The sequence below is a fragment of the Mycobacterium sp. NGS33 genome, assembly GCF_059812885.1.
This window is the reverse complement of record NZ_JCALDN010000001.1, coordinates 1-20,129: the sequence shown is the minus strand read 5'-3', so window position 1 is coordinate 20,129 and position 20,129 is coordinate 1. Positions and strand designations below refer to the sequence as shown.

The 20,129-nt window shown below is 67.9% G+C and carries 19 protein-coding genes and 1 tRNA gene; 15 read left to right on the top strand and 5 right to left on the bottom strand.

Going from position 1 to position 20,129, the window contains the following annotated elements:
- Positions 1-18: 18 nt before the first annotated feature.
- From recN to xerD, 6 genes are all read left to right on the top strand, one after another.
- Positions 19-1,779, top strand: a complete 1,761-nt coding sequence (recN, locus tag AC5Y5B_RS00100; RefSeq protein WP_500002459.1) for a DNA repair protein RecN — start codon at positions 19-21, stop codon at positions 1,777-1,779.
- A gap of 113 nt (positions 1,780-1,892) precedes the next feature.
- Positions 1,893-3,074 carry a putative cytokinetic ring protein SteA gene (steA, locus tag AC5Y5B_RS00095; RefSeq protein WP_112634883.1) on the top strand — a complete coding sequence of 394 codons (1,182 nt, stop codon included), beginning with the start codon at positions 1,893-1,895 and terminating at the stop codon, positions 3,072-3,074.
- Positions 3,075-4,019 carry a copper transporter gene (locus tag AC5Y5B_RS00090; protein ID WP_500002458.1) on the top strand — a complete coding sequence of 315 codons (945 nt, stop codon included), beginning with the start codon at positions 3,075-3,077 and terminating at the stop codon, positions 4,017-4,019.
- Positions 4,020-4,141: 122 nt separating this feature from the next.
- Positions 4,142-5,893 (top strand): CTP synthase, encoded by a 1,752-nt coding sequence (gene pyrG / locus AC5Y5B_RS00085; protein WP_112634881.1) that lies wholly within the window; start codon positions 4,142-4,144, stop codon positions 5,891-5,893.
- Complete coding sequence (locus tag AC5Y5B_RS00080) at positions 5,886-6,509, top strand: NUDIX domain-containing protein (protein ID WP_112634880.1); 624 nt, start codon at positions 5,886-5,888, stop codon at positions 6,507-6,509. Before pyrG ends, AC5Y5B_RS00080 begins: the two co-directional genes overlap by 8 nt.
- Positions 6,506-7,447 carry a site-specific tyrosine recombinase XerD gene (gene xerD, locus AC5Y5B_RS00075; protein WP_112634879.1) on the top strand — a complete coding sequence of 314 codons (942 nt, stop codon included), beginning with the start codon at positions 6,506-6,508 and terminating at the stop codon, positions 7,445-7,447. The genes AC5Y5B_RS00080 and xerD overlap by 4 nt, the downstream gene beginning before the upstream one ends.
- Before the next feature lie 19 nt (positions 7,448-7,466).
- Here the strand turns inward: xerD and AC5Y5B_RS00070 are convergent, their stop codons facing one another.
- Positions 7,467-8,219, bottom strand: coding sequence for an O-methyltransferase (locus AC5Y5B_RS00070; RefSeq protein WP_500002452.1), 753 nt, complete (start codon positions 8,217-8,219; stop codon positions 7,467-7,469).
- A 216-nt stretch (positions 8,220-8,435) separates the two neighbouring features.
- Here AC5Y5B_RS00070 and AC5Y5B_RS00065 point away from each other — a divergent pair, with 216 nt between their 5' ends.
- The 7 genes from AC5Y5B_RS00065 to AC5Y5B_RS00035 all read left to right on the top strand — a co-directional run bounded on the left by AC5Y5B_RS00065 (position 8,436) and on the right by AC5Y5B_RS00035 (position 13,878).
- The gene (locus tag AC5Y5B_RS00065) at positions 8,436-9,299 is read left to right on the top strand and encodes a ParA family protein (RefSeq protein ID WP_066872253.1); all 864 of its coding nucleotides are present in this window, start codon (positions 8,436-8,438) and stop codon (positions 9,297-9,299) included.
- Entirely contained in the window at positions 9,296-10,111 is an 816-nt protein-coding gene (locus AC5Y5B_RS00060; protein ID WP_500002450.1) for a segregation/condensation protein A, read from the top strand. The genes AC5Y5B_RS00065 and AC5Y5B_RS00060 overlap by 4 nt, the downstream gene beginning before the upstream one ends.
- Before the next feature lies 1 nt (position 10,112).
- Positions 10,113-10,820 carry an SMC-Scp complex subunit ScpB gene (gene scpB, locus AC5Y5B_RS00055; RefSeq protein ID WP_112634876.1) on the top strand — a complete coding sequence of 236 codons (708 nt, stop codon included), beginning with the start codon at positions 10,113-10,115 and terminating at the stop codon, positions 10,818-10,820.
- The gene (locus AC5Y5B_RS00050; RefSeq protein WP_112634875.1) at positions 10,820-11,563 is read left to right on the top strand and encodes a pseudouridine synthase; all 744 of its coding nucleotides are present in this window, start codon (positions 10,820-10,822) and stop codon (positions 11,561-11,563) included. Before scpB ends, AC5Y5B_RS00050 begins: the two co-directional genes overlap by 1 nt.
- Positions 11,560-12,231, top strand: a complete 672-nt coding sequence (gene cmk, locus AC5Y5B_RS00045; protein ID WP_500002446.1) for a (d)CMP kinase — start codon at positions 11,560-11,562, stop codon at positions 12,229-12,231. The genes AC5Y5B_RS00050 and cmk overlap by 4 nt, the downstream gene beginning before the upstream one ends.
- Complete coding sequence (gene der, locus AC5Y5B_RS00040) at positions 12,228-13,628, top strand: ribosome biogenesis GTPase Der (protein ID WP_500002444.1); 1,401 nt, start codon at positions 12,228-12,230, stop codon at positions 13,626-13,628. Before cmk ends, der begins: the two co-directional genes overlap by 4 nt.
- A 176-nt stretch (positions 13,629-13,804) precedes the next feature.
- Positions 13,805-13,878 (top strand) — tRNA-Pro (locus AC5Y5B_RS00035).
- A gap of 40 nt (positions 13,879-13,918) precedes the next feature.
- On the opposite strand, the gene AC5Y5B_RS00030 is transcribed toward AC5Y5B_RS00035, so the two are convergent.
- The 3 genes from AC5Y5B_RS00030 to AC5Y5B_RS00020 all read right to left on the bottom strand — a co-directional run bounded on the left by AC5Y5B_RS00030 (position 13,919) and on the right by AC5Y5B_RS00020 (position 15,972).
- Complete coding sequence (locus tag AC5Y5B_RS00030) at positions 13,919-15,124, bottom strand: tyrosine-type recombinase/integrase (protein ID WP_033720053.1); 1,206 nt, start codon at positions 15,122-15,124, stop codon at positions 13,919-13,921.
- The gene (locus AC5Y5B_RS00025) at positions 15,124-15,333 is read right to left on the bottom strand and encodes a helix-turn-helix transcriptional regulator (protein ID WP_008257535.1); all 210 of its coding nucleotides are present in this window, start codon (positions 15,331-15,333) and stop codon (positions 15,124-15,126) included. The genes AC5Y5B_RS00030 and AC5Y5B_RS00025 overlap by 1 nt, the downstream gene beginning before the upstream one ends.
- 204 nt (positions 15,334-15,537) lie before the next feature.
- On the bottom strand, positions 15,538-15,972 hold the full coding sequence (locus AC5Y5B_RS00020) for a hypothetical protein (RefSeq protein WP_008257533.1): 435 nt from the start codon (positions 15,970-15,972) through the stop codon (positions 15,538-15,540).
- A gap of 1,364 nt (positions 15,973-17,336) precedes the next feature.
- Here AC5Y5B_RS00020 and AC5Y5B_RS00015 point away from each other — a divergent pair.
- Both AC5Y5B_RS00015 and AC5Y5B_RS00010 read left to right on the top strand, forming a co-directional pair.
- A complete protein-coding gene (locus AC5Y5B_RS00015; RefSeq protein ID WP_129560197.1) occupies positions 17,337-17,630 on the top strand; it encodes a hypothetical protein in 294 nt (97 codons plus the stop codon).
- 562 nt (positions 17,631-18,192) lie between these two features.
- On the top strand, positions 18,193-18,471 hold the full coding sequence (locus AC5Y5B_RS00010) for a helix-turn-helix domain-containing protein (protein WP_036428947.1): 279 nt from the start codon (positions 18,193-18,195) through the stop codon (positions 18,469-18,471).
- A 468-nt stretch (positions 18,472-18,939) separates the two neighbouring features.
- On the opposite strand, the gene AC5Y5B_RS00005 is transcribed toward AC5Y5B_RS00010, so the two are convergent.
- Positions 18,940-20,129, bottom strand: a 1,190-nt coding sequence (locus tag AC5Y5B_RS00005) for an AAA family ATPase (RefSeq protein ID WP_500002438.1), incomplete at its 5' end; no start/stop codon positions are given.

Sequence of the window (20,129 nt, the reverse complement as noted above, 5' to 3'; positions counted from 1 at the left end):
GACACAGGTGCTGACTGAATGCTGACCGAGATCCGCATCGAGTCACTCGGTGCCATCAGCGCCGCGGTGGGGGAGTTCGACCGCGGCCTGACCGTCCTGACCGGCGAGACCGGTACCGGCAAGACCATGGTGGTGACCGGGTTGCACCTGCTCGGCGGCGCCCGCGCGGACGCGACCAGGGTGCGCTCCGGCGCCGATCGTGCCGTCGTCGAAGGTCGTTTCACCACAACCGATCTCGACGAAGCCGTGGTGGTGCGGCTGGACGAGATGTTGGACGCCTCGGGCGCCGAGCGCGACGAGGACGGCAGCGTGATCGCGCTGCGCTCGGTCAGCCGCGACGGGCCGTCGCGGGCCTACCTCGGCGGCCGCAGCGTGCCGGCGAAGTCGCTGGGCGACTTCACCGCCGGGCTGCTGACCCTGCACGGGCAGAACGACCAGCTGCGCCTCATGCGGCCCGAGGAGCAATGCGGAGCGCTGGACCGGTTCGCGAAGGCCGGCCCCGCGCTGGAGCGCTACTGCAAGCTGCGTGACGCCTGGCTCTCCGCGCGCCGCGACCTCCTCGACCGCCGCAACCGGATGCGCGAGCTCGCGCTGGAGGCCGACCGGCTGAACTTCGCGCTGGGCGAGATCGACGCCGTGGACCCGCAACCCGGCGAGGACGACGCCCTGGTCGCCGAGATCCTGCGGCTCTCCGAACTGGACACCCTGCGCGAAGCCGCGGCCGTCGCCCGCGCGGCCCTGTCCTCGGACGAGGCTGACGGGTCGGGCTTCAGCGCCACCGACGGCCTCGGAAGGGCAAGGGCCGCACTGGAATCCACGGGCGACGCCAAGCTGATGGCGCTGGCCGGTCAGATCGGTGAGGTGCTGACCGTCGTCGTCGACGCCGCGGGCGAGCTGAGTGGCTTCCTCGACGAGCTGCCGGTCGATGCCAGCGCGCTGGAATCCAAACTGGCCCGGCAGGCCGAATTGCGCACGTTGACGCGCAAGTACGCCGCGGACATCGACGGGGTGCTCGCCTGGGCCGGCGAGGCGCGGCAGCGGCTGGCCCAACTCGACGTCTCGGAGGAGGGGCTGGCCGCGCTCGCGGCACGGGTCGACGAGCTCGCCCGTGAATTGGCCGGGGCTGCGGTCGATCTCAGCGCCGTTCGGCGCAAGGCCGCCAAGCGGCTGGCCAAGGAGGTCACCGCCGAACTGGCCGGGCTGGCGATGGCCGACGCGCAATTCAGCATCGACGTCGCCGTCGACGCGGTGCCGGACGCCGCGTCGTCCGACGACGCGGCCACGCTCAGGCTGCCGTCGGGCGAGCTGGTCCGGGCCGGCGCCGACGGCGTCGACCGCGTCGAGTTCGGCTTCGCCGCGCACCGCGGAATGGACCAGCTGCCGCTGGCCAAGAGTGCCTCCGGTGGCGAGCTGTCCCGGGTGATGCTGGCCCTGGAAGTCGTGCTGGCCGCCTCGGCGGCCGGCACCACCATGGTGTTCGACGAGGTCGACGCCGGTGTGGGCGGGCGGGCGGCGGTGCAGATCGGGCGGCGGCTCGCGCGGTTGGCGCGCACCCACCAGGTCATCGTCGTCACCCACCTACCGCAGGTTGCGGCCTACGCCGACGTGCACCTGGTGGTCCATGGCGCCGGGCCGAAGGGGACCAGCGTGGTGCGGCGGGTCGCCGACGACGAGCGGGTGGCCGAGCTGGCGCGCATGCTGGCCGGGCTGGGCGAATCCGACAGCGGCCGCGCGCACGCCCGCGAACTGCTCGAGGCGGCGCAGAAGGATGAGATCTAACCGTCCGGAACACGTAATACAGATGTGACTCGTGGGACTCTAGATAACTTATGAGGCTGCTGTTACGGCGCGCCTCCCGTCCTCTCCGAGCCTTCGCGGACAGAATCGCCCCCATGAAGATGTCAGGCCTGCTCTCCCGTAACCCCGCCCGGCCGGGCCTCGTCGGCACCGCCCGCGTTGACCGGAACATCGACCGACTGCTGCGTAGGGTGTGCCCCGGCGACATCGTCGTGCTCGACGTCCTGGACTTGGACCGCATCACGGCGGACGCGCTGGTGGAAGCCGATATCGCCGCGGTCGTCAACGCCTCCCCGTCGGTCTCGGGCCGCTACCCGAACATGGGACCCGAGGTGCTGGTCAACAACGGGGTGACGCTGATCGACGAGGCCGGCCCCGACATCTTCAAGAAGGTCAAGGACGGCGCCAAGATCCGCCTGCACGAGGGCGGGGTGTACGCCGGTGACCGCAGGCTGGTCCGTGGCACCGAGCGCACCGATCACGACATCGCCGACCTGATGCGCGAGGCCAAGAGCGGGCTGTCCGCGCACCTGGAGGCGTTCGCGGGCAACACCATCGAGTTCATCAAGAGCGAGAGCCCGCTGCTGATCGACGGCATCGGCATCCCCGATGTCGACGTCGACCTGCGCCGCCGGCACGTGGTGATCGTCGCCGACGAACCCAGCGCCGAAGAGGATCTGAAGTCGCTCAAGCCGTTCATCAAGGAGTATCAGCCGGCGCTGATCGGTGTCGGCAGCGGCGCCGACGTCCTGCGCAAGGCGGGCTACCGCCCCCAGGTGATCGTCGGCGACCCCGACCAGATCAGCACCGACGCGCTGAAGTGCGGCGCCCAGGTGGTGCTGCCCGCCGACGCCGACGGGCACGCGCCCGGCCTGGAGCGCATCCAGGATCTCGGCGTCGGGGCGATGACCTTCCCGGCCGCGGGCTCCGCGATCGACCTGGCGCTGCTGCTGGCCGATCACCACGGCGCCGCGCTGCTGGTGACGGCGGGCCACACCGCCAACATCGAGACGTTCTTCGACCGCACGCGCGCGCACAGCAACCCGTCGACCTTCCTGACCCGGCTGCGGGTGGGGGAGAAGGTGGTGGACGCCAAGGCCGTGGCCACGCTGTACCGCAACCACATCTCGGCGGGCGCGATCGCGCTGCTGGCGCTGACCATGCTGATCGCCGTCATCGTCGCCCTGTGGGTGTCGCGCACCGACGGCGTGGTGCTGCACTGGGTCACCGACTACTGGAACCACTTCTGCGCGATGGTGCAGAAGTGGGTCACCTAAATGATCTCCTTGCGTCAACACGCCCTGTCGCTGGCCGCGGTCTTCCTCGCGCTGGCCGTGGGCGTGGTGCTGGGCTCCGGCTTCCTGTCGGACACCCTGCTGTCCAGCCTGCGTGACGAGAAGCGGGACCTGACCACGCAGATCAGCGGGCTGAACGACCAGAAGAACGTGCTGAACGAAAAGCTCAGCGCGGCAAACAATTTCGACACCCAACTGGCCGGGCGGATGGTGCATGACGCGTTGGGCGGCAAGTCGGTGGTGGTGTTCCGCACCCCGGACGCCCAGGACGACGATGTGGCCGCGGTGTCGAAGTTCATCGCTCAGGCCGGCGGGACGGTGACCGGGACGGTGTCGCTGACGAGCGAGTTCGTCGAGGCCAACTCGGCGGAGAAACTGCAGACGGTGGTGAACTCGTCGGTGCTGCCGGCCGGGCAGCAGCTGAGCACCAAGCTCGTCGACCAGGGATCGCAGGCGGGCGACCTGATGGGCATCGCCCTGCTGGCCAACGCCAACCCGGCGGTGCCGGCCGTGGACGACGTTGCGCGCAACACCGTGCTGGCCGCGCTGCGCGACACCGGCTTCATCACCTATCAGGCGACCGACCACATGGGCGCGGCCAATGCCGCGCTGGTCGTCACCGGCGGGCCGCTGCCCCAGGACGCCGGCAACAAGGGCGTCAGCGTGGCGCGGTTCTCAGCCGCGTTGGCCCCGCACGGCTCGGGCACCCTGTTGGCCGGGCGCGACGGCTCGGCGACCGGCGGCGCCGCCGTCGCCGTGACCCGCGCCGACGCCGGGATGAACTCGGCCGTCAGCACCGTCGACGACGTCGACGCCGCGCCCGGTCGCATCACCGCGGTGCTGGGCCTGCACGACCTGCTGGGCGGCGGTCACCCCGGGCAGTACGGCACCGGTCACGGGGCGACCTCGATCACGGTGCCTCAGTAGCGGGCGTGTTAGCCGCGGCACAGCGCGGTGGATGTTAGGGTGGATTTCCGTGGGTCGGCAGGCCCATCTAGTTATTCGCTAGAACAATTTTGACGCCCTGCCCGTCTTCACGGAGGTCGCCTGTGCGAAAGCACCCGCAATCCGCCACCAAGCACCTCTTCGTCAGCGGGGGCGTCGCATCCTCGTTGGGTAAGGGCTTGACCGCCAGCAGCCTTGGCCAGCTCCTGACGGCCCGCGGGTTGTACGTGACGATGCAAAAGCTCGATCCGTACCTCAACGTCGACCCGGGCACCATGAACCCGTTCCAGCACGGCGAGGTCTTCGTCACCGAGGACGGCGCCGAAACCGACCTCGACGTCGGGCATTACGAGCGGTTCCTGGACCGCGATCTGTCCGGTTCGGCGAATGTCACTACCGGCCAGGTGTATTCGACGGTCATCGCCAAGGAGCGCCGCGGCGAATACCTCGGCGACACCGTCCAGGTGATTCCGCACATCACCGACGAGATCAAAGGGCGCATCATGTCGATGGCCCAGCCCGACGCCGACGGCAACCGCCCCGACGTGGTGATCACCGAGATCGGCGGCACCGTGGGCGACATCGAGTCGCAGCCCTTCCTGGAGGCCGCGCGGCAGGTTCGTCACGACGTCGGCCGGGAGAACGTCTTCTTCCTGCACGTCTCGCTGGTGCCCTACCTGGCCCCGTCGGGCGAACTCAAGACCAAGCCCACCCAGCACTCGGTGGCCGCGCTGCGCAGCATCGGTATCACCCCCGACGCGCTGATCCTGCGCTGCGACCGTCCCGTCCCCGAGGCGCTGAAGAACAAGATCGCGCTGATGTGTGACGTCGACATCGACGGCGTCATCTCCACCCCGGACGCGCCGTCGATCTACGACATCCCCAAGGTGCTGCACCGCGAGGAGCTCGACGCCTACGTGGTGCGCCGGCTCAGCCTGCCGTTCCGCGACGTCGACTGGACCGAATGGGACGACCTGTTGCGCCGAGTGCACGAGCCGCACGAGACGGTGCGAATCGCGTTGGTGGGCAAGTACGTTGACCTGTCCGACGCCTACCTGTCGGTCACCGAGGCGCTGCGCGCCGGCGGGTTCTCCCACCACGCCAAGGTGGAGCTGCTGTGGGTGCCCTCCGATGACTGCGAGAGCGGAGCCGCCGCCGCGGCGGCGCTGGGTGACGTGCACGGCGTGCTGATTCCCGGCGGGTTCGGCATCCGTGGCATCGAGGGCAAGATCGGCGCCATCCGTTACGCGCGCACCCGGGGGCTGCCGGTGCTGGGCCTGTGCCTCGGCCTGCAATGCATCGTGATCGAGGCCGCCCGGTCCGCCGGCCTGACCGAGGCGAGCTCGGCCGAATTCGACCCCGAGACACCCGATCCCGTCATCTCCACGATGGCCGACCAGGTCGACATCGTCGCCGGCGAGGCCGACCTGGGCGGCACCATGCGACTAGGCGCCTATCCGGCCGTGCTGGAACCGGATTCCATTGTGGCCCAAGCGTATGGCGCCACCGAGGTGTCCGAGCGGCACCGGCACCGCTACGAGGTCAACAACGCCTACCGCGACAAGATCGCCGAGAGCGGCCTGAAGTTCTCCGGCACCTCGCCGGACGGCCACCTGGTGGAGTTCGTCGAATACCCGCCGGACGTGCACCCGTTCATCGTCGGCACCCAGGCGCACCCGGAGCTGAAGAGCCGGCCCACCCGGCCGCACCCGCTGTTCGTCGCCTTCGTCGGTGCGGCCATCGACTACAAGGCGGGCGAGCTGCTCCCCGTGGAAATCCCGGAGCAGTCGTCGAACGGCACCCAGCACCGGGACAGCGCTGCGCGGCCGATACCTGAGCCCGCGACCCGTGGCTGAACACAACTTCGAAACGGCGTCGTCCGAAACGCTGTACACCGGAAAGATTTTCGCGCTGCGCAGCGACCGGGTGCGGATGCCCGGCGGCGAGGTCGTGACCCGGGAAATCGTCGAGCATTTCGGGGCGGTCGCCGTGGTCGCGATGGACGAGAACGGCAACATTCCGATGGTCTACCAATACCGGCACGCCTTCGGGCGGCGGCTGTGGGAATTGCCCGCCGGGCTGCTCGATGTCCATGGCGAGGCGGCCCACCTCACCGCCGCTCGCGAGCTGATGGAAGAGGCGGGGCTCAAGGCCGAGGCCTGGAACGTCCTCGTCGACCTCGACTCCACACCGGGCTTCAGCGATGAGTCGGTGCGCGTCTATCTGGCCACCGGCCTGACTCGGGTCGACCGGCCCGAGGCGCATCACGAGGAAGCCGACATGACAGTGGAGTGGTATTCGCTGGCCGAGGCCGTCCACAAGGTGCTCGCCGGTGAGATCGTCAATGCCATTGCGGTGGCCGGGATTCTGGCCGCGCACGCGGTCACCGAAGGGTCTGCGCGGCCGCGTCCGGTGGACAGCCCCTGGCAGGACAAGCCGACGGCGTTCGCCGCGCGCAAGGCCGCGCAATGACGACGGTGGCGCTGGACAGCCAATTGCAGGGCTACCTTGACCACCTCACGATCGAGCGCGGCGTCGCCGCCAACACGTTGAGCTCGTACAGCCGCGACCTTCGCCGCTACACAAAACACCTGTCGGACCGCGGAATTCACGACCTGGCCAAGGTGGGCGAGAACGACGTGAGCGAATTCCTGGTGGCGCTGCGCCGCGGCGACCCCGACACCGGCGCCGCCGCGCTGTCCGCGGTGTCGGCGGCGCGGGCGCTGATCGCGGTGCGCGGCCTGCATCGGTTCGCCGCCGCCGAGGGATTGGCCGAACTCGACGTGGCGCGCGCGGTCCGCCCGCCCACCCCGGGTCGCCGGCTGCCCAAAAGCCTGAGCCTCGACCAGGTGCTGGCGCTGCTGGAGGCCGCGGGCGGCGAGAGCCCCGCCGACGGCCCGCTGACACTGCGCAACCGGGCGCTGCTGGAACTGCTGTACTCCACCGGCGCACGGATCTCCGAGGCCGTCGGCCTCGACGTCGACGACGTCGACACCCACGCCCGCTCGGTGTTGCTGCGCGGCAAGGGCGGCAAGCAACGGCTGGTGCCGATCGGGCGGCCGGCCGTGGCGGCGCTGGACGCCTATCTGGTGCGGGGCCGTTCGGAGCTGGCGCGTCGTGGGCGCGGGACGCCGGGCATCTTCCTCAACGTGCGCGGCGGGCGGCTGTCGCGGCAGAGCGCGTGGCAGGTCCTGCAGGACGCGGCCGAGCGGGCCGGGATCACCTCGGGGGTGTCACCGCACATGCTGCGGCATTCCTTCGCCACCCACCTGTTGGAGGGCGGCGCGGACGTGCGCGTCGTGCAGGAGCTGCTGGGCCACGCGTCGGTGACGACGACGCAGATCTACACCATGGTCACGGTGCACGCCCTGCGCGAGGTGTGGGCCGAAGCCCATCCCCGGGCCCAATAGCGTTGTCGCACAGGGTCGCTCAACCCAGGTAGTCGGACTCGAGCACCAGGTCGGAAACCAGCGACTGGTATTCCAGGTGCGCCTTGTGCTCGACGGTGTTGAACCGCTGGCCCTGTTGCTGGCGCATGTATTCGCGGTACTTCGGCGCGCCGGGCACCCGCACGTTGTCGGCGACCACGATCGAACCCGGATGCAACCATCCGCGATCCAGGATGCTGGTCAGGTCGTCCAGGTAGGCGTCCTTGTCGTGGTCCAGGAACACGAAATCCAGTGCGCCGGGGGCAAACCCATGCTCGTTGGCCAGCGCATCGAGGGTGCGCCCGCCGTCGCCGATGGTGCCGACCACACACGTCACCCGGTCGGCGACCCCGGCGTGCGCCCAGATCTGGCGGGCGTTGGCCGCGTTGGCCTCGGCGAGTTCGACCGAGAACACCTTGGCCTTGGGGGCGGCCCGCGCGATGCGCAAGGCCCCGTAGCCGACGTAGGTGCCCAGTTCGAGCGCGAGCGCCGGATCGGCGCGCCGCACCGCGGCGTCGAGCAGCTGGCCCTTCTCGTCGCCGACGTTGATCAGCAGCGATTTGTCGTAGGCGAACTTGTCGATGGTGGCCAGCACGTCGTCGATGTCACCGGCCCGGGCGTTGCGCAGGACGTACTCGACGGCGGCCGCCTCGCGCCCGTCACCGATCTGGCCGGTGATGGTGATGTTGCGATTCCCGGCCGCCATGCGCCAGACCGACCACCGCAGCAGAGGTATCCGTCGCTTCAGGTTCATAGCCGCCACCCTAGGCCGGTCGCGGTGCCCGGCCGAGGCCGCGTCGCCGCCCCGGGAATTGGTGCTGATGTGACTGAAGTGAATAGGCTGTCGGGATGTGCGTTCCACCACCGATTTTTGCCCATATTGGCTGGTTAATTGCCTGCGGGTCGCCGGGTTTCGCGCCTCGAACCCGTTAGACTTTCCGACGATGTTCACCTCCCGAACACCCCCGCCATGACCGAGCAGCCGGACAACGGCGTCGAGCTCGGCCTGACCGGGCGGCCGCCGCGGGCGATCCCGGAGCCACAGCCGCGCACCTCGCACGGCCCGGCCAAAGTCGTCGCCATGTGCAACCAGAAGGGCGGCGTCGGGAAGACCACGTCCACCATCAACCTGGGCGCCGCGCTCGCCGAATACGGCCGCCGGGTGCTGCTGGTGGACATGGATCCGCAGGGCGCGCTGTCCGCGGGCCTGGGCGTCCCGCACTACGAGCTGGACAAGACCATCCACAACGTCCTCGTCGAGCCGCGGGTGTCCATCGACGACGTCCTGCTGCAAACCCGGGTCAAGCACATGGACCTGGTGCCCAGCAACATCGACCTGTCGGCCGCCGAGATCCAGCTGGTCAACGAGGTCGGCCGCGAGCAGACCTTGGGCCGCGCGCTGCACCCGGTGCTCGACCGCTACGACTACGTGCTGATCGACTGCCAGCCGTCGCTGGGGCTGCTTACCGTCAACGGCCTGGCCTGCGCGGACGGCGTGGTGATCCCCACCGAGTGCGAGTACTTCTCGCTGCGCGGGCTGGCGCTGCTGACCGACACCGTCGACAAGGTGCGCGACCGGCTCAACCCGAAGCTCGAGATCAGCGGGATCCTGCTCACCCGGTACGACCCGCGGACGGTCAACTCGCGCGAGGTGATGGCCCGCGTGGTGGAGCGGTTCGGCGACCTGGTGTTCGACACCGTCATCACCCGGACCGTCCGATTCCCGGAGACCAGCGTCGCCGGCGAACCCATCACCACGTGGGCCCCGCGCTCCACCGGCGCGATCGCCTATCGCGCGCTGGCCCGCGAATTCATCGACCGATTCGGCGCGTGAACGCGACCGCAACCGGTGAGGCGCCACAGCAGAACGGCTTTCAGGTCCGCCTGACCAATTTCGAGGGCCCGTTCGACCTGCTGCTGCAGCTGATCTTCGCCCATCGCCTCGACGTGACCGAGGTGGCGCTGCACCAGGTCACCGACGACTTCATCGCCTACACCCGCGAAATCGGCCCGCAGCTCGAGCTGGAGGAGACGACCGCGTTCCTGGTGGTCGCCGCGACCCTGCTGGACCTCAAGGCGGCCCGGTTGCTGCCGGCCGGGCAGGTCGACGACGACGAAGACCTCGCGCGGCTGGAGGTGCGCGACCTGCTGTTCGCCCGGCTGCTGCAGTACCGGGCGTTCAAGCACGTCGCCGAGATGTTCGCCGAGCTCGAGGCCACGGCGCTGCGCAGTTATCCGCGCTCGGTGTCGCTAGAGGACCGGTTCACCGACCTGCTGCCCGAGGTGATGATCGGCGTCGACGCCGAACGCTTCGCCCAGATCGCCGCGATCGCGTTCAGCCCGCGGCCCGTCCCGACGGTGTCCGTCGGGCACCTGCACCAGGTGCAGGTCTCGGTTCCCGAGCAGGCCAGGAAGCTGCTGGCCATCCTGGAAGCGCGGGGCAGCGGCGCGTGGGCGACGTTCTCGGAGCTGGTCGCCGATTGTGAGGCGTCGATGGAGGTGGTCGGGCGCTTCCTGGCGCTGCTCGAACTGTATCGGTCGCGGACGGTAGCATTCGACCAGTCAGAGCCGCTTGGCGTGCTCCAAATCTCGTGGACCGGGGAACGTCCGGTCGGTGAAGCCTCGGTAGAAGTGCGGGACGAATAAGTTGAGTGAAAACGGGTCGGACGTCGATATCGACACGGGTCTCGACGCGGGCATCCCCGACATCGCCGAGGTCGCGCCGATGGACTCCGAGGAACTCGGCTCGGTGCTCGAGGCGCTGCTGCTGGTGGTGGACACCCCGGTCACGGCGGAGGCGCTGGCGTCGGCCACCCAGCAGCCGGTGTACCGGATCGCCACCAAGCTGCAGGAGATGGCCGAGCAACTCACCGTGCGCGACAGCGGCATCGACCTGCGCCAAAACAGCGAGGGCTGGCGGATGTACACCCGCGCCCGCTTCGCGCCCTATGTCGAGAAGCTGCTGCTCGACGGCGCGCGGTCCAAGCTCACCCGTGCCGCGCTGGAGACGCTGGCCGTGGTCGCCTACCGCCAGCCCGTGACCCGTGCGCGGGTGAGCGCGGTGCGCGGCGTCAACGTCGACGCCGTGATGCGCACGCTGCTGGCGCGCGGCCTGATCACCGAGGCCGGGGCCGACGAGGACACCGGCGCGGTGACGTTCGCCACCACCGACCTGTTCTTGGAGCGCCTCGGGTTGACGTCGCTGGCCGACCTTCCGGACATCGCCCCGCTGCTGCCCGACGTCGACACGATCGAGGACCTCAGCGAATCCCTGGACAGCGAGCCACGTTTCATCAAACTGTCGGGCGGCCAGTCGCCCGATCAGGCGCTCACCTTTGACGTGGACCAGGATTGATGCACGAGGCTGAGGGGATCCGGCTGCAGAAAGTGTTGTCGCAGGCCGGAATCGCGTCGCGGCGGGCCGCGGAGAAGTTGATCATCGACGGCCGCGTCGAGGTCGACGGGCAGGTGGTGACCGAACTGGGCACCCGCGTCGACCCGGACTCCTCGGTGATCCGCGTCGACGGCGCCCGGGTGGTGCTCGACGACTCGCAGGTGTATCTCGCGCTGAACAAGCCGCGCGGCGTGCACTCGACCATGTCCGACGACCGCGGCCGCCCGTGCATCGGCGACCTGGTCGAACGCAAGGTCCGCGGCAACAAGAACCTGTTTCACGTCGGGCGGTTGGACGCCGACACCGAAGGGCTGATCCTGCTGACCAACGACGGCGAGCTCGCGCACCGGCTGATGCATCCGTCCCACGAGGTGCCCAAGACGTATCTGGCCACGGTCACCGGGTCGGTGCCGCGGGGGCTGGGCAAGAAGCTGCGCGCCGGCATCGAGCTGGACGACGGGGTGGCCACGGTCGACGAGTTCGCCGTGGTGGACGCCATTCCCGGCAAGACGCTGGTGCGGGTGACGCTGCACGAGGGGCGCAACCGCATCGTGCGCCGGCTGCTGGCGGCCGCGGGATTCCCGGTGGAGTCGTTGGTGCGCACCGACATCGGTCCGGTCTCGCTGGGAAAGCAGCGGCCGGGCACCTTCCGGGCGCTGGCCCATCACGAGATCGGCCAGCTGTACAAGGCGGTGGGCCTGTGAATGACGTGGTGGTGGCCATCGACGGACCGGCGGGCACCGGGAAGTCCTCAGTGGCAAGGGGATTGGCTCGGGCGCTCGGCGCCCGCTACCTCGACACCGGGGCGATGTACCGGATGGTGACGCTGGCGGTGCTTCGCGCCGGTGTCGACCCGGCCGACGCGGACGCGGTCGGGCGGATCGGGTCGACGGCGCAGCTATTGGTGGACGGGGATCGGTGTTTGCTTGCCGGAGAGGACGTTTCCACCGAGATTCGCGGGGATGTCGTCACCGGGGCCGTCTCGGCCGTGTCGGCGGTTCCCGCGGTGCGCGCCCGGCTCGTCGAGCTGCAGCGCGAGATGGCCGCCGGCCCAGGCGATGTCGTGGTCGAGGGGCGCGACATCGGCACCGTCGTCCTGCCCGACGCACCCGTCAAGATCTTCCTGACCGCGTCGGCCGAGACCCGGGCGCGGCGGCGCAACGATCAGAACGTCGCGGCCGGACTGGCCGACGACTACGAGGCGGTGCTCGCCGAGGTCCGCCGCCGCGACCACGTGGATTCCACCCGGGCGGTGTCACCGCTGCGGGCGGCCGCGGACGCACTGGTCGTCGACACCAGCGACATGACCGAGGCCCAGGTGATCTCGCACCTGCGGGACCTGGTCAAGCAGCGAAGCGGAGCGGTGCGGTGAGTCAAGACGGCACATGGAGCGACGAAAGCGACTGGGATTCAGTCGATTTCGACTTGGAAGACCAGGAGGAGGCCGGTCCGGCGCCCGTGGTGGCGGTGGTCGGCCGGCCCAACGTCGGCAAGTCGACGCTGGTCAACCGGATCCTGGGGCGGCGCGAAGCGGTGGTGCAGGACATCCCGGGCGTCACCCGCGACCGGGTGTCCTACGACGCGCTGTGGACCGGGCGCCGGTTCGTGGTGCAGGACACCGGGGGATGGGAGCCCGACGCCAAGGGTCTGCAGCAGCTGGTGGCCGACCAGGCCTCGGTCGCGATGCGCACCGCCGATGCGGTGATCCTGGTGGTCGACGCCGTCGTCGGCGCCACCACGGCCGACGAGGCCGCCGCCCGGATCCTGCTGCGGTCGGGCAAGCCGGTCTTCCTGGCGGCCAACAAGGTTGACAGCGACAAGGTCGAGGCCGACGCCGCGATGCTGTGGTCGCTGGGGCTCGGTGAGCCGCACGCGATCAGCGCCATACACGGCCGCGGGGTCGCGGATCTGCTCGACGCGGTGCTGGCCGCGCTGCCCGCGGTGTCCGAGGTGGCGCCCACGTCCGGCGGTCCGCGGCGCGTGGCGCTGGTGGGCAAGCCCAACGTGGGCAAGAGCTCGCTGCTGAACAAGCTGGCCGGCGATCAGCGCTCGGTCGTGCACGACGTCGCCGGAACGACGGTGGATCCGGTGGACTCGCTGATCGAGCTGGGCGACAAGGTGTGGCGGTTCGTCGACACCGCGGGCTTGCGGCGCAAGGTCGGCCAGGCCAGCGGGCACGAGTTCTACGCCTCGGTGCGCACGCACTCGGCCATCGACGCGGCCGAGGTGGTGATCGTGCTGATCGACGGGTCGGACCCGCTGACCGAGCAGGACCAGCGGGTGTTGTCGATGGTCATCGAGGCCGGCCGCGCCCTGGTGCTGGCCTTCAACAAGTGGGACCTGGTCGACGAGGACCGCCGCGAGCTGCTGGAGCGCGAGATCGACCGCGAACTGGTGCAGCTGCGGTGGGCGCCGCGGGTCAACATCTCCGCCAAGACCGGCCGGGCGTTGCAGAAGCTGGTTCCGGCGATGGAGACCGCGCTGGCGTCGTGGGATGCGCGGATTCCGACCGGCCCGCTCAATTCGTGGCTCAAAGAGGTGGTGGCGGCCACGCCGCCCCCGGTGCGTGGCGGCAAGCAGCCGCGCATCCTGTTCGCCACCCAGGCCACCGCCCGGCCCCCGACGTTCGTGCTGTTCACCACCGGGTTTCTGGAGGCCGGATACCGGCGTTTTCTCGAGCGCCGGCTGCGCGAAACCTTCGGGTTCGAGGGGTCGCCGATCCGGATCAACGTGCGGGTGCGCGAAAAGCGGGGGGCCCGGCGGCGCTGAGGTTCTCGGGAGGGTTCCGGGTCTGGCCTCTCCCGGGACCACATGGTGAATCGCGAATCCGCTAGCGGCGGCGCTAGCACGTTCGGGAAGCACGTCGTTCAGCGGAGGTCGCTTGGCGGGGCGGCCGCCCGGTTACGGTAGGCTTTCGACCTGCTGCCGGTGCACGCACCGGCGCGCGGGCTGTGGCGCAGTTTGGTAGCGCACTTGACTGGGGGTCAAGTGGTCGCAGGTTCAAATCCTGTCAGCCCGACTAGACAGAATATGCCCTGGCCTGCGGTGACGCGATTAGGTCAGGATGAGATGACGCGGAGTTGGGGACCATTTGGGGACCACAAGTGCCGCTCAAGCAGGTCGCCCGCCTTGATGACGGATTGCCGGTCGGGGTGCAGATAGCGCTGGGTCGTTGTCAGCGCTCCGTGACCGGCGATCTTGCGGAGGATGTGTACCGGGACACCTGCATCGGCCATCCACGTCAGTCCCGTATGCCGTAAGCCATGGCGCGTGAGCTTTTCGTAGCCGAGCTGGGTGACCACGGCGTCCCAAGAGGTTGCGTCGCGCAGCGTGGCTGTGGTGATCCTTCCGCCCCTGGGGCCGACGAAGAGCCGCGCATCGGGGTTGCTTGCGACGACGTCCATCCGTCGCTGGACGAGTTCGCGGACAGCCGGGATCAACGGGACTTCGCGCGCACGTTTGCCCTTAGTGTTCTTGTCCACCAAGCCACCCGGCGATGGGGTGGTCTGACGGCGTACCGTCCATATCCACTCGTGGGTGTTGATGTCGCGCACCAGGCATCCGGCCACTTCGCCGATGCGGGCGGCCGTGCACGCCTCGAAGATGACTGCGTCACCCCAACCCCGATAACGGCCCGCCGACCGGGCGACGAGTGCATCGGCGAGGGTGGTGAGGGCAGTCCAGTTCGGGAGCGCAAGTGCCCGTGGATCGTCGAGTTCGTCCTCGGCGAGCTTGTATTGGCGTTGCCAACCGGAGACTCGAGCCGGATTGCGGTCAATGATGCCGTCTCGCAGCGCTTGTTCCATGATGCGGACGAGCACGGCGAGGCTGTTCTTGACAGTTGATCGACTGCATTCGTCCGCGATCCACGCGTGCACAGCTCGATCCACTGCACCGTTGGTGACCATGGCAATGGGCAGGTGCCCAAGCGTCGGGACAACGCGTTTGCGCCAGCCGGCCAGGTAGGGATCGGTGGTCTTGGACTCAAGCCCCCGCAGCGCCAATGCCATGTTCGTGGTGCCGTATTCCGCCAGCGTCGTCGTGGCCGTCTTCGGGTCGACCCCGTGCGCCGCGGCGCGTTCCATCCGGGCGGCCCAGTCGATTGCCGCTTCACGCGTTGCAAAGGACGCGGATTTCGAGGTCCGGCCCTTGGTGGCCGGATCGATCCACCGGACCCGAGCGCGGAAGGGAGCAGCCCGGCTGGGGCGCTCCTCGATGTCAACTGATAACGAAACGCCAAGTGGAAGTGTCAGTTCTTCGGCCATCACGCGACCTCGCCGGGGTCAACATGCCGACTAGACAACCAGGCCTCGACATCGTTGGAGTTATACATGTACACCCGGTCCGAAACGCGTACGAAGGCCGGGCCTTTGGGCGGATGCGACGTACGCCAGCGTCGAATGGTGGATGCGTCGACGTGGAGCAGCTCGGCAAGTTCGGCTGAGCTGTACCAGTGCCCGTCTAGCAAGGCCATCGTGCTGCGTTCCCTTCCCGCATCGGCCGGCGCGAGCTTTCGGGCGCCAGTGTCGTGCGGTACCTCGTTTCTAAAGGCTAGAGCCGGCGGTGGCGTTACGCGACGGTCGGCCGTAACGAGAATTGGCGCATGTTCCCGCGCTCACCGGTTCGGTCGGCCGTCGTGCGCCGCCGCTCCACTCCGGCTCGGTGTGTGGCCGCCGGCTTAGTAGCGACCTTTGCGGGCCGCGCGTTCTACTGCGCGGCGCTGCTGGCGGCTGAGCATGACGTCGTGCTGGCCAGCTTGGTGCAGTGGGTAAGCGGCGCTCGCCACGACAGACTCCAATTCCGCCACGCGGATTCGCAATCGCCGCAACTCCTCAGACTCACGGCGCAGGCGGGCCAGTTCCTGGTCGCGCTGATCGGCAGCGTCGACGTCAAGGCGGAGACGCTTGCGGAGCGTCTCGATCTCGTCGCGGGCCTGCCGGTACGACGGATCCTCCGACAGGACCCGGTGGAGATCTACCGAGGCCGCGAACTGCTCCATCGCGGACCGCAACTCGTCGCCGATGTCGCCCGACGCGTGCCGGTGCACAAGGGATTGCAGGAGGGTTTTGCATTGGTAGTCCGAGCTAAGAAACAGGCGCGCCAAGGTCTCCATGGAGGGCAGCGGTAGGCGCGCATCAGGGTCGGGGCGGTGCGCGCGAGGCACCTCGACGACACGCACCGCCGCGCCGGAATCAAGGGCTGCGATGCGCTCCGCGGATGCTCGCCGCCGGCAACGCGCGGAGCACCACAAAGGCCGTCGACCTGGCCCCTTATCGGGTACTTCGAAAGACGTACCGCAGCGCGGGCACACCCGTTCCGAAACCGTTCTTGCCTCCAAGACCACTGCGTCAACGCCCCTTACCACGCTGCTCCTCGAAAACGTCTGGACGAAATGTTATCAATACGAGACCTTAGTGCAAGAGGTGTGATGTTCGGCGCATAGTGAAAATTAGCAGCGCTAAATTCCAAGTAAGTGCGCCCGAGCGCACGGGTCATTTGCAGGGCAAAGAGCGTTTAGCCGGTTGACCGCCAGGAGCGGTTGAATGTGAACCGAAATAATTGGGGCGCGGATGGCTGCGCGAAGGCGCGGTGATGGTTCTTACCGGCGCGCGGCGCTTCCGCGAACCGATGGTCCTCCGTCGTGCGACCTCGAAAAACCGCGCGTCGGGTTATCCCACCACGCTCGAGGCGGCGGAGCGGCTCTGGCACGGACACGACACAGGGCACGCGGAGACGAACGGCCTTCTCGCCCTTCGTTTCGGCCGTCGACGAGGTCTACACCGAGAACGTCAATTGCGGGAAGCACACGTCGAAATGAGGCTGGTCCGCAGCGAGCCAGTCGTCGCTGACGATTCCGTGCACCACTGACAGCGGCACAGGGTCCATCGCAACTAAGGCTCGCGCTAACGCTTGCTCCATCAGCGGCAGACTACCGAGGGCCTCGGGCCCGAACGCGGGTACCGCGTGTGCCAACACGCGGTCCGCGACACGTGGAAGCCTCAACTCGCACCCGCCCGGTTTCTTGGCCGGTGAAACGCGAGGTCGGGTGTCACGATGTACGAGTGGCAGGGGAGCGGCGCGCAGTGGCGGCTTTTCCGAGCTAACGCGCCACCCTGGCGGTGGTCCCGAACAATGATGGCGGCATGTTGGCGCGAGATGGCGACGGCTGGCGGGACTGTGGTCGTGATTGGCTCGCGGAGCGGCGCAGAGTGCGGAGCGGGCAGCGGAACACCTAGCGGCTCCAGCCCCGGACCGAACGAAGGCTTGAATATCGCCCGGCATGCTGACCCACTGGGGGAGTCGTCGGCCGGCGCAGCGGGGTCCGAGCGCCTTGCCGACCGTGGGCGATGCGTCGTTTCCGGTTCTGGAAACGCTGCCGGAGAAGGCCGCCAATCGAAGCGCGCCCTACTAGTAGTACATTCGGCTCCGGAAAGGGTTGCTCCCGTGCTTGTACGGATCGCTTCAGGAAGGCGCGTTATGAGTGGTTCCAAACGGGGGCGACGTAGCGGCTCCGAGCGCCGACGTCTGACTGAGACGGTTGTCGTTCGCCTTGCACCGGCTGAAAAGAAGATCTTGGAAGAAGCGGCGGCGCGGATGGGCATTAGCATCGTCCGCCTCGTGCGCGAGTCCATCAACGGTCATATCCGCGAGCCGGTGCTGGCGACTGGCGAACGGAATGGACCACCGAACATCAAGAAGAGTGAGCGGGGTTCAGCAACCGCTGACAGTGCCTACGCCGAAGAGGTGGTTGTGCCGCTGGGACAGGACTGACGTACTCGCTGCCTCAGTGAGGCTCTTACATGCACTGGGCAGGCGAATGCCCAATTTCGGCGCCAGCATGATTTCCAGCGGCCAGCACCTCGGTCGGGCAGTATCGTGATGCGCACGAATACATCCCGGCCTGGCGGCACTTTGGCTGCATACGTGCCATGACCGACCGGCGTCTCCCTCCTCCTGAAATTGATCAAGCGTCATCGCATCAATCGCAGTGGGATCGGCACCCATTGGTTGCGCAAATGTTCGGATGCCCCCAACGCCGATTCCAGCTACCAGTTTCGTCGAGGTAGCAGATCGACTCCGTGAGCCGGTCAAGGGCATCAACGCTCAACGCCGGCAACCGAGTTGGCCCGATGCGGTAATGCAACGAGTAGCCCGTGCCTCCAGCCATGAGCTGAGCGCCTCACCCTCGGGTGGCCATGAGTTTGAAGTCGGATGGAAAAAGTACGGATAGACCCGATTGATGTCGGTCGGGGCTAAAAGACGCAAAGGCTGGCGGCGGAATGCACTACTAGTAGGGCAGACAGTTGAGCGCTGACGCCGATTACTTGAGAGCGTGCCCACGCGCCCGAGCCAAAACAGTCCGGAGCGGGTCGCCCAGTGGGAACGCTGGCGATCCGTCGTGGGCCACAACATCCGCGAGTTACGGATCCAGCAAGGGATGACTCAAGAGGCGCTTGCATTGCGGTCGGGCGTTACACGCAATGTCCTCATCGATGTTGAGCACGGCCGCCGCGGATTGCTCTATGAGCGCCTTTTCGACATCGCCGAGGCCCTGCAAGTTCCGGTAAACGAGCTATTGGTTGCGCGTGCGCGGCGCCGAAACAAGCGCTAAGCAGGTGTTTTGACGCAACCAGCGGTCTGTTTGGCGCAGGGCCGATGTAACGTCCGGTTCTCCTCGAAAGGCGCCGGTACGTTCGTCAGGCCCTGGGAGGGCAGGCGGGTGCGTCGATTACTTTGGTCGTCCTGCGCGGTCGGTTCCAACCCGAACGCCGACTCTTCGGAACAGCCACACCCAGGGCACTCTCGATCGTACTACTAGTAGTGCTACATCACATCCGTTGCTCGAACGAAAGCGCTTGCGATCACGTTATTCGGATCGCCTTGGCCGCCAATCTGCGACGCCAATCCGATTTACGATTTACGGCGCGTCGCGTCGGTTGACAAGAACATGACCGCGCAGGAGTTCAGCCATCGTTTCCCAATCGACCAAGTCTTCCAGCCCTAGCTGCGCTGATCCGTGCGCTTCTGCGAGTCCGCGGCGCCGATCAGTGACTGGTTGAGCCTAGGACTGCGCTGTTGGTCACAGGTAGTTGCCCTGGGGTAGTTCGGGTTTGAAGCGGCCGGACCGGATGGTGGCCAGGAGCGCGGTGTCGCTGACCGTCCCGGTGGCTAGGACGGTACGCCGAACGATTTCGCGGATGTCGGCGCCGTTGGTTTCGGCGTTGAAGTGGGCGGCGACTTGGCTGGCATCAATGGATTCGGCTCCGGGAATGCCCCGCAGGTAGGTGGTCAGGATCTGTGCGGCCGCCTCGCTTGTGGGATAACCGATCTCGATGATCGAGTCGAATCGTGCGGTCCGGATCGCCGCCGCGTCCAACGCCGCGACGTCGTTTGTGGAAGCCAGCGTCAAGATCGGCGCTGAGGGGTCTGTGTCCATGACAGCCAAGAACTCCGAGAGAGGACGAACCTCGCCGTGGTGGCGGCGATTGCCGACGATGAGGTCGATGTCCTCGAGCACGATCACGGTGGGCCCTAGTGCACGGGCCTCTTTGTACACGGCGGACAGCACTGATTTGCCGGCGCGGGCGTCGACATTGATCACGGTGAACGGCCCGACGAGTTCGGCGGCGATGGTTTGCGAGATCGCGGTCTTGCCGACGCCCGGCGGCCCGGCGAGCAGGATTCCGCGGCGTACTCCCAGCCCCAACTGGGTCATCAACTGCCGGTGGGTGGTCAACGCGGCGATATTGAGGTCGATCTCTTCCCATACCGACTCGGGCACAACCACGTTCGTGCGGCTAAGGGTTGGGATGTCCGTGACCTCAAGAACCAGGCCGTTGTTCTCGGATGCGGTCAACGCTCGGCCACGGTAGAGGTTTTTGGCGCCATCGGCGTCGGTCATGATCGCCTCGATCACGGCGACGGCATGACCGCGATCAGCAGGGGTGGTGTAGACCTGCAGCCGTGGCGTATCGGAATACAGCGTCGATGAACTTAGCCGGACCACGACGGGCGCGGGGGCGAGCTGGCCGGCGGTGAAGAACGCCGACAGCCGCGCAGGCGGCGCAAGGTGTTTGTCGCCAATCTCGATGTGCGCCCAGGTCGGTGGCTCATCGTCGTCGCTGGGCCCGATCGGGGGATCGAAGCGGTCGATCAACGCGGCCAGCGCCAACCCGGCCGCGACGTGTCCGATCGAGGACAGCCGCCGTGACTCACATACCAGATCCGACCCCGATCGGCCCAACATCGCATGCAGAAACCCCGCGAGGG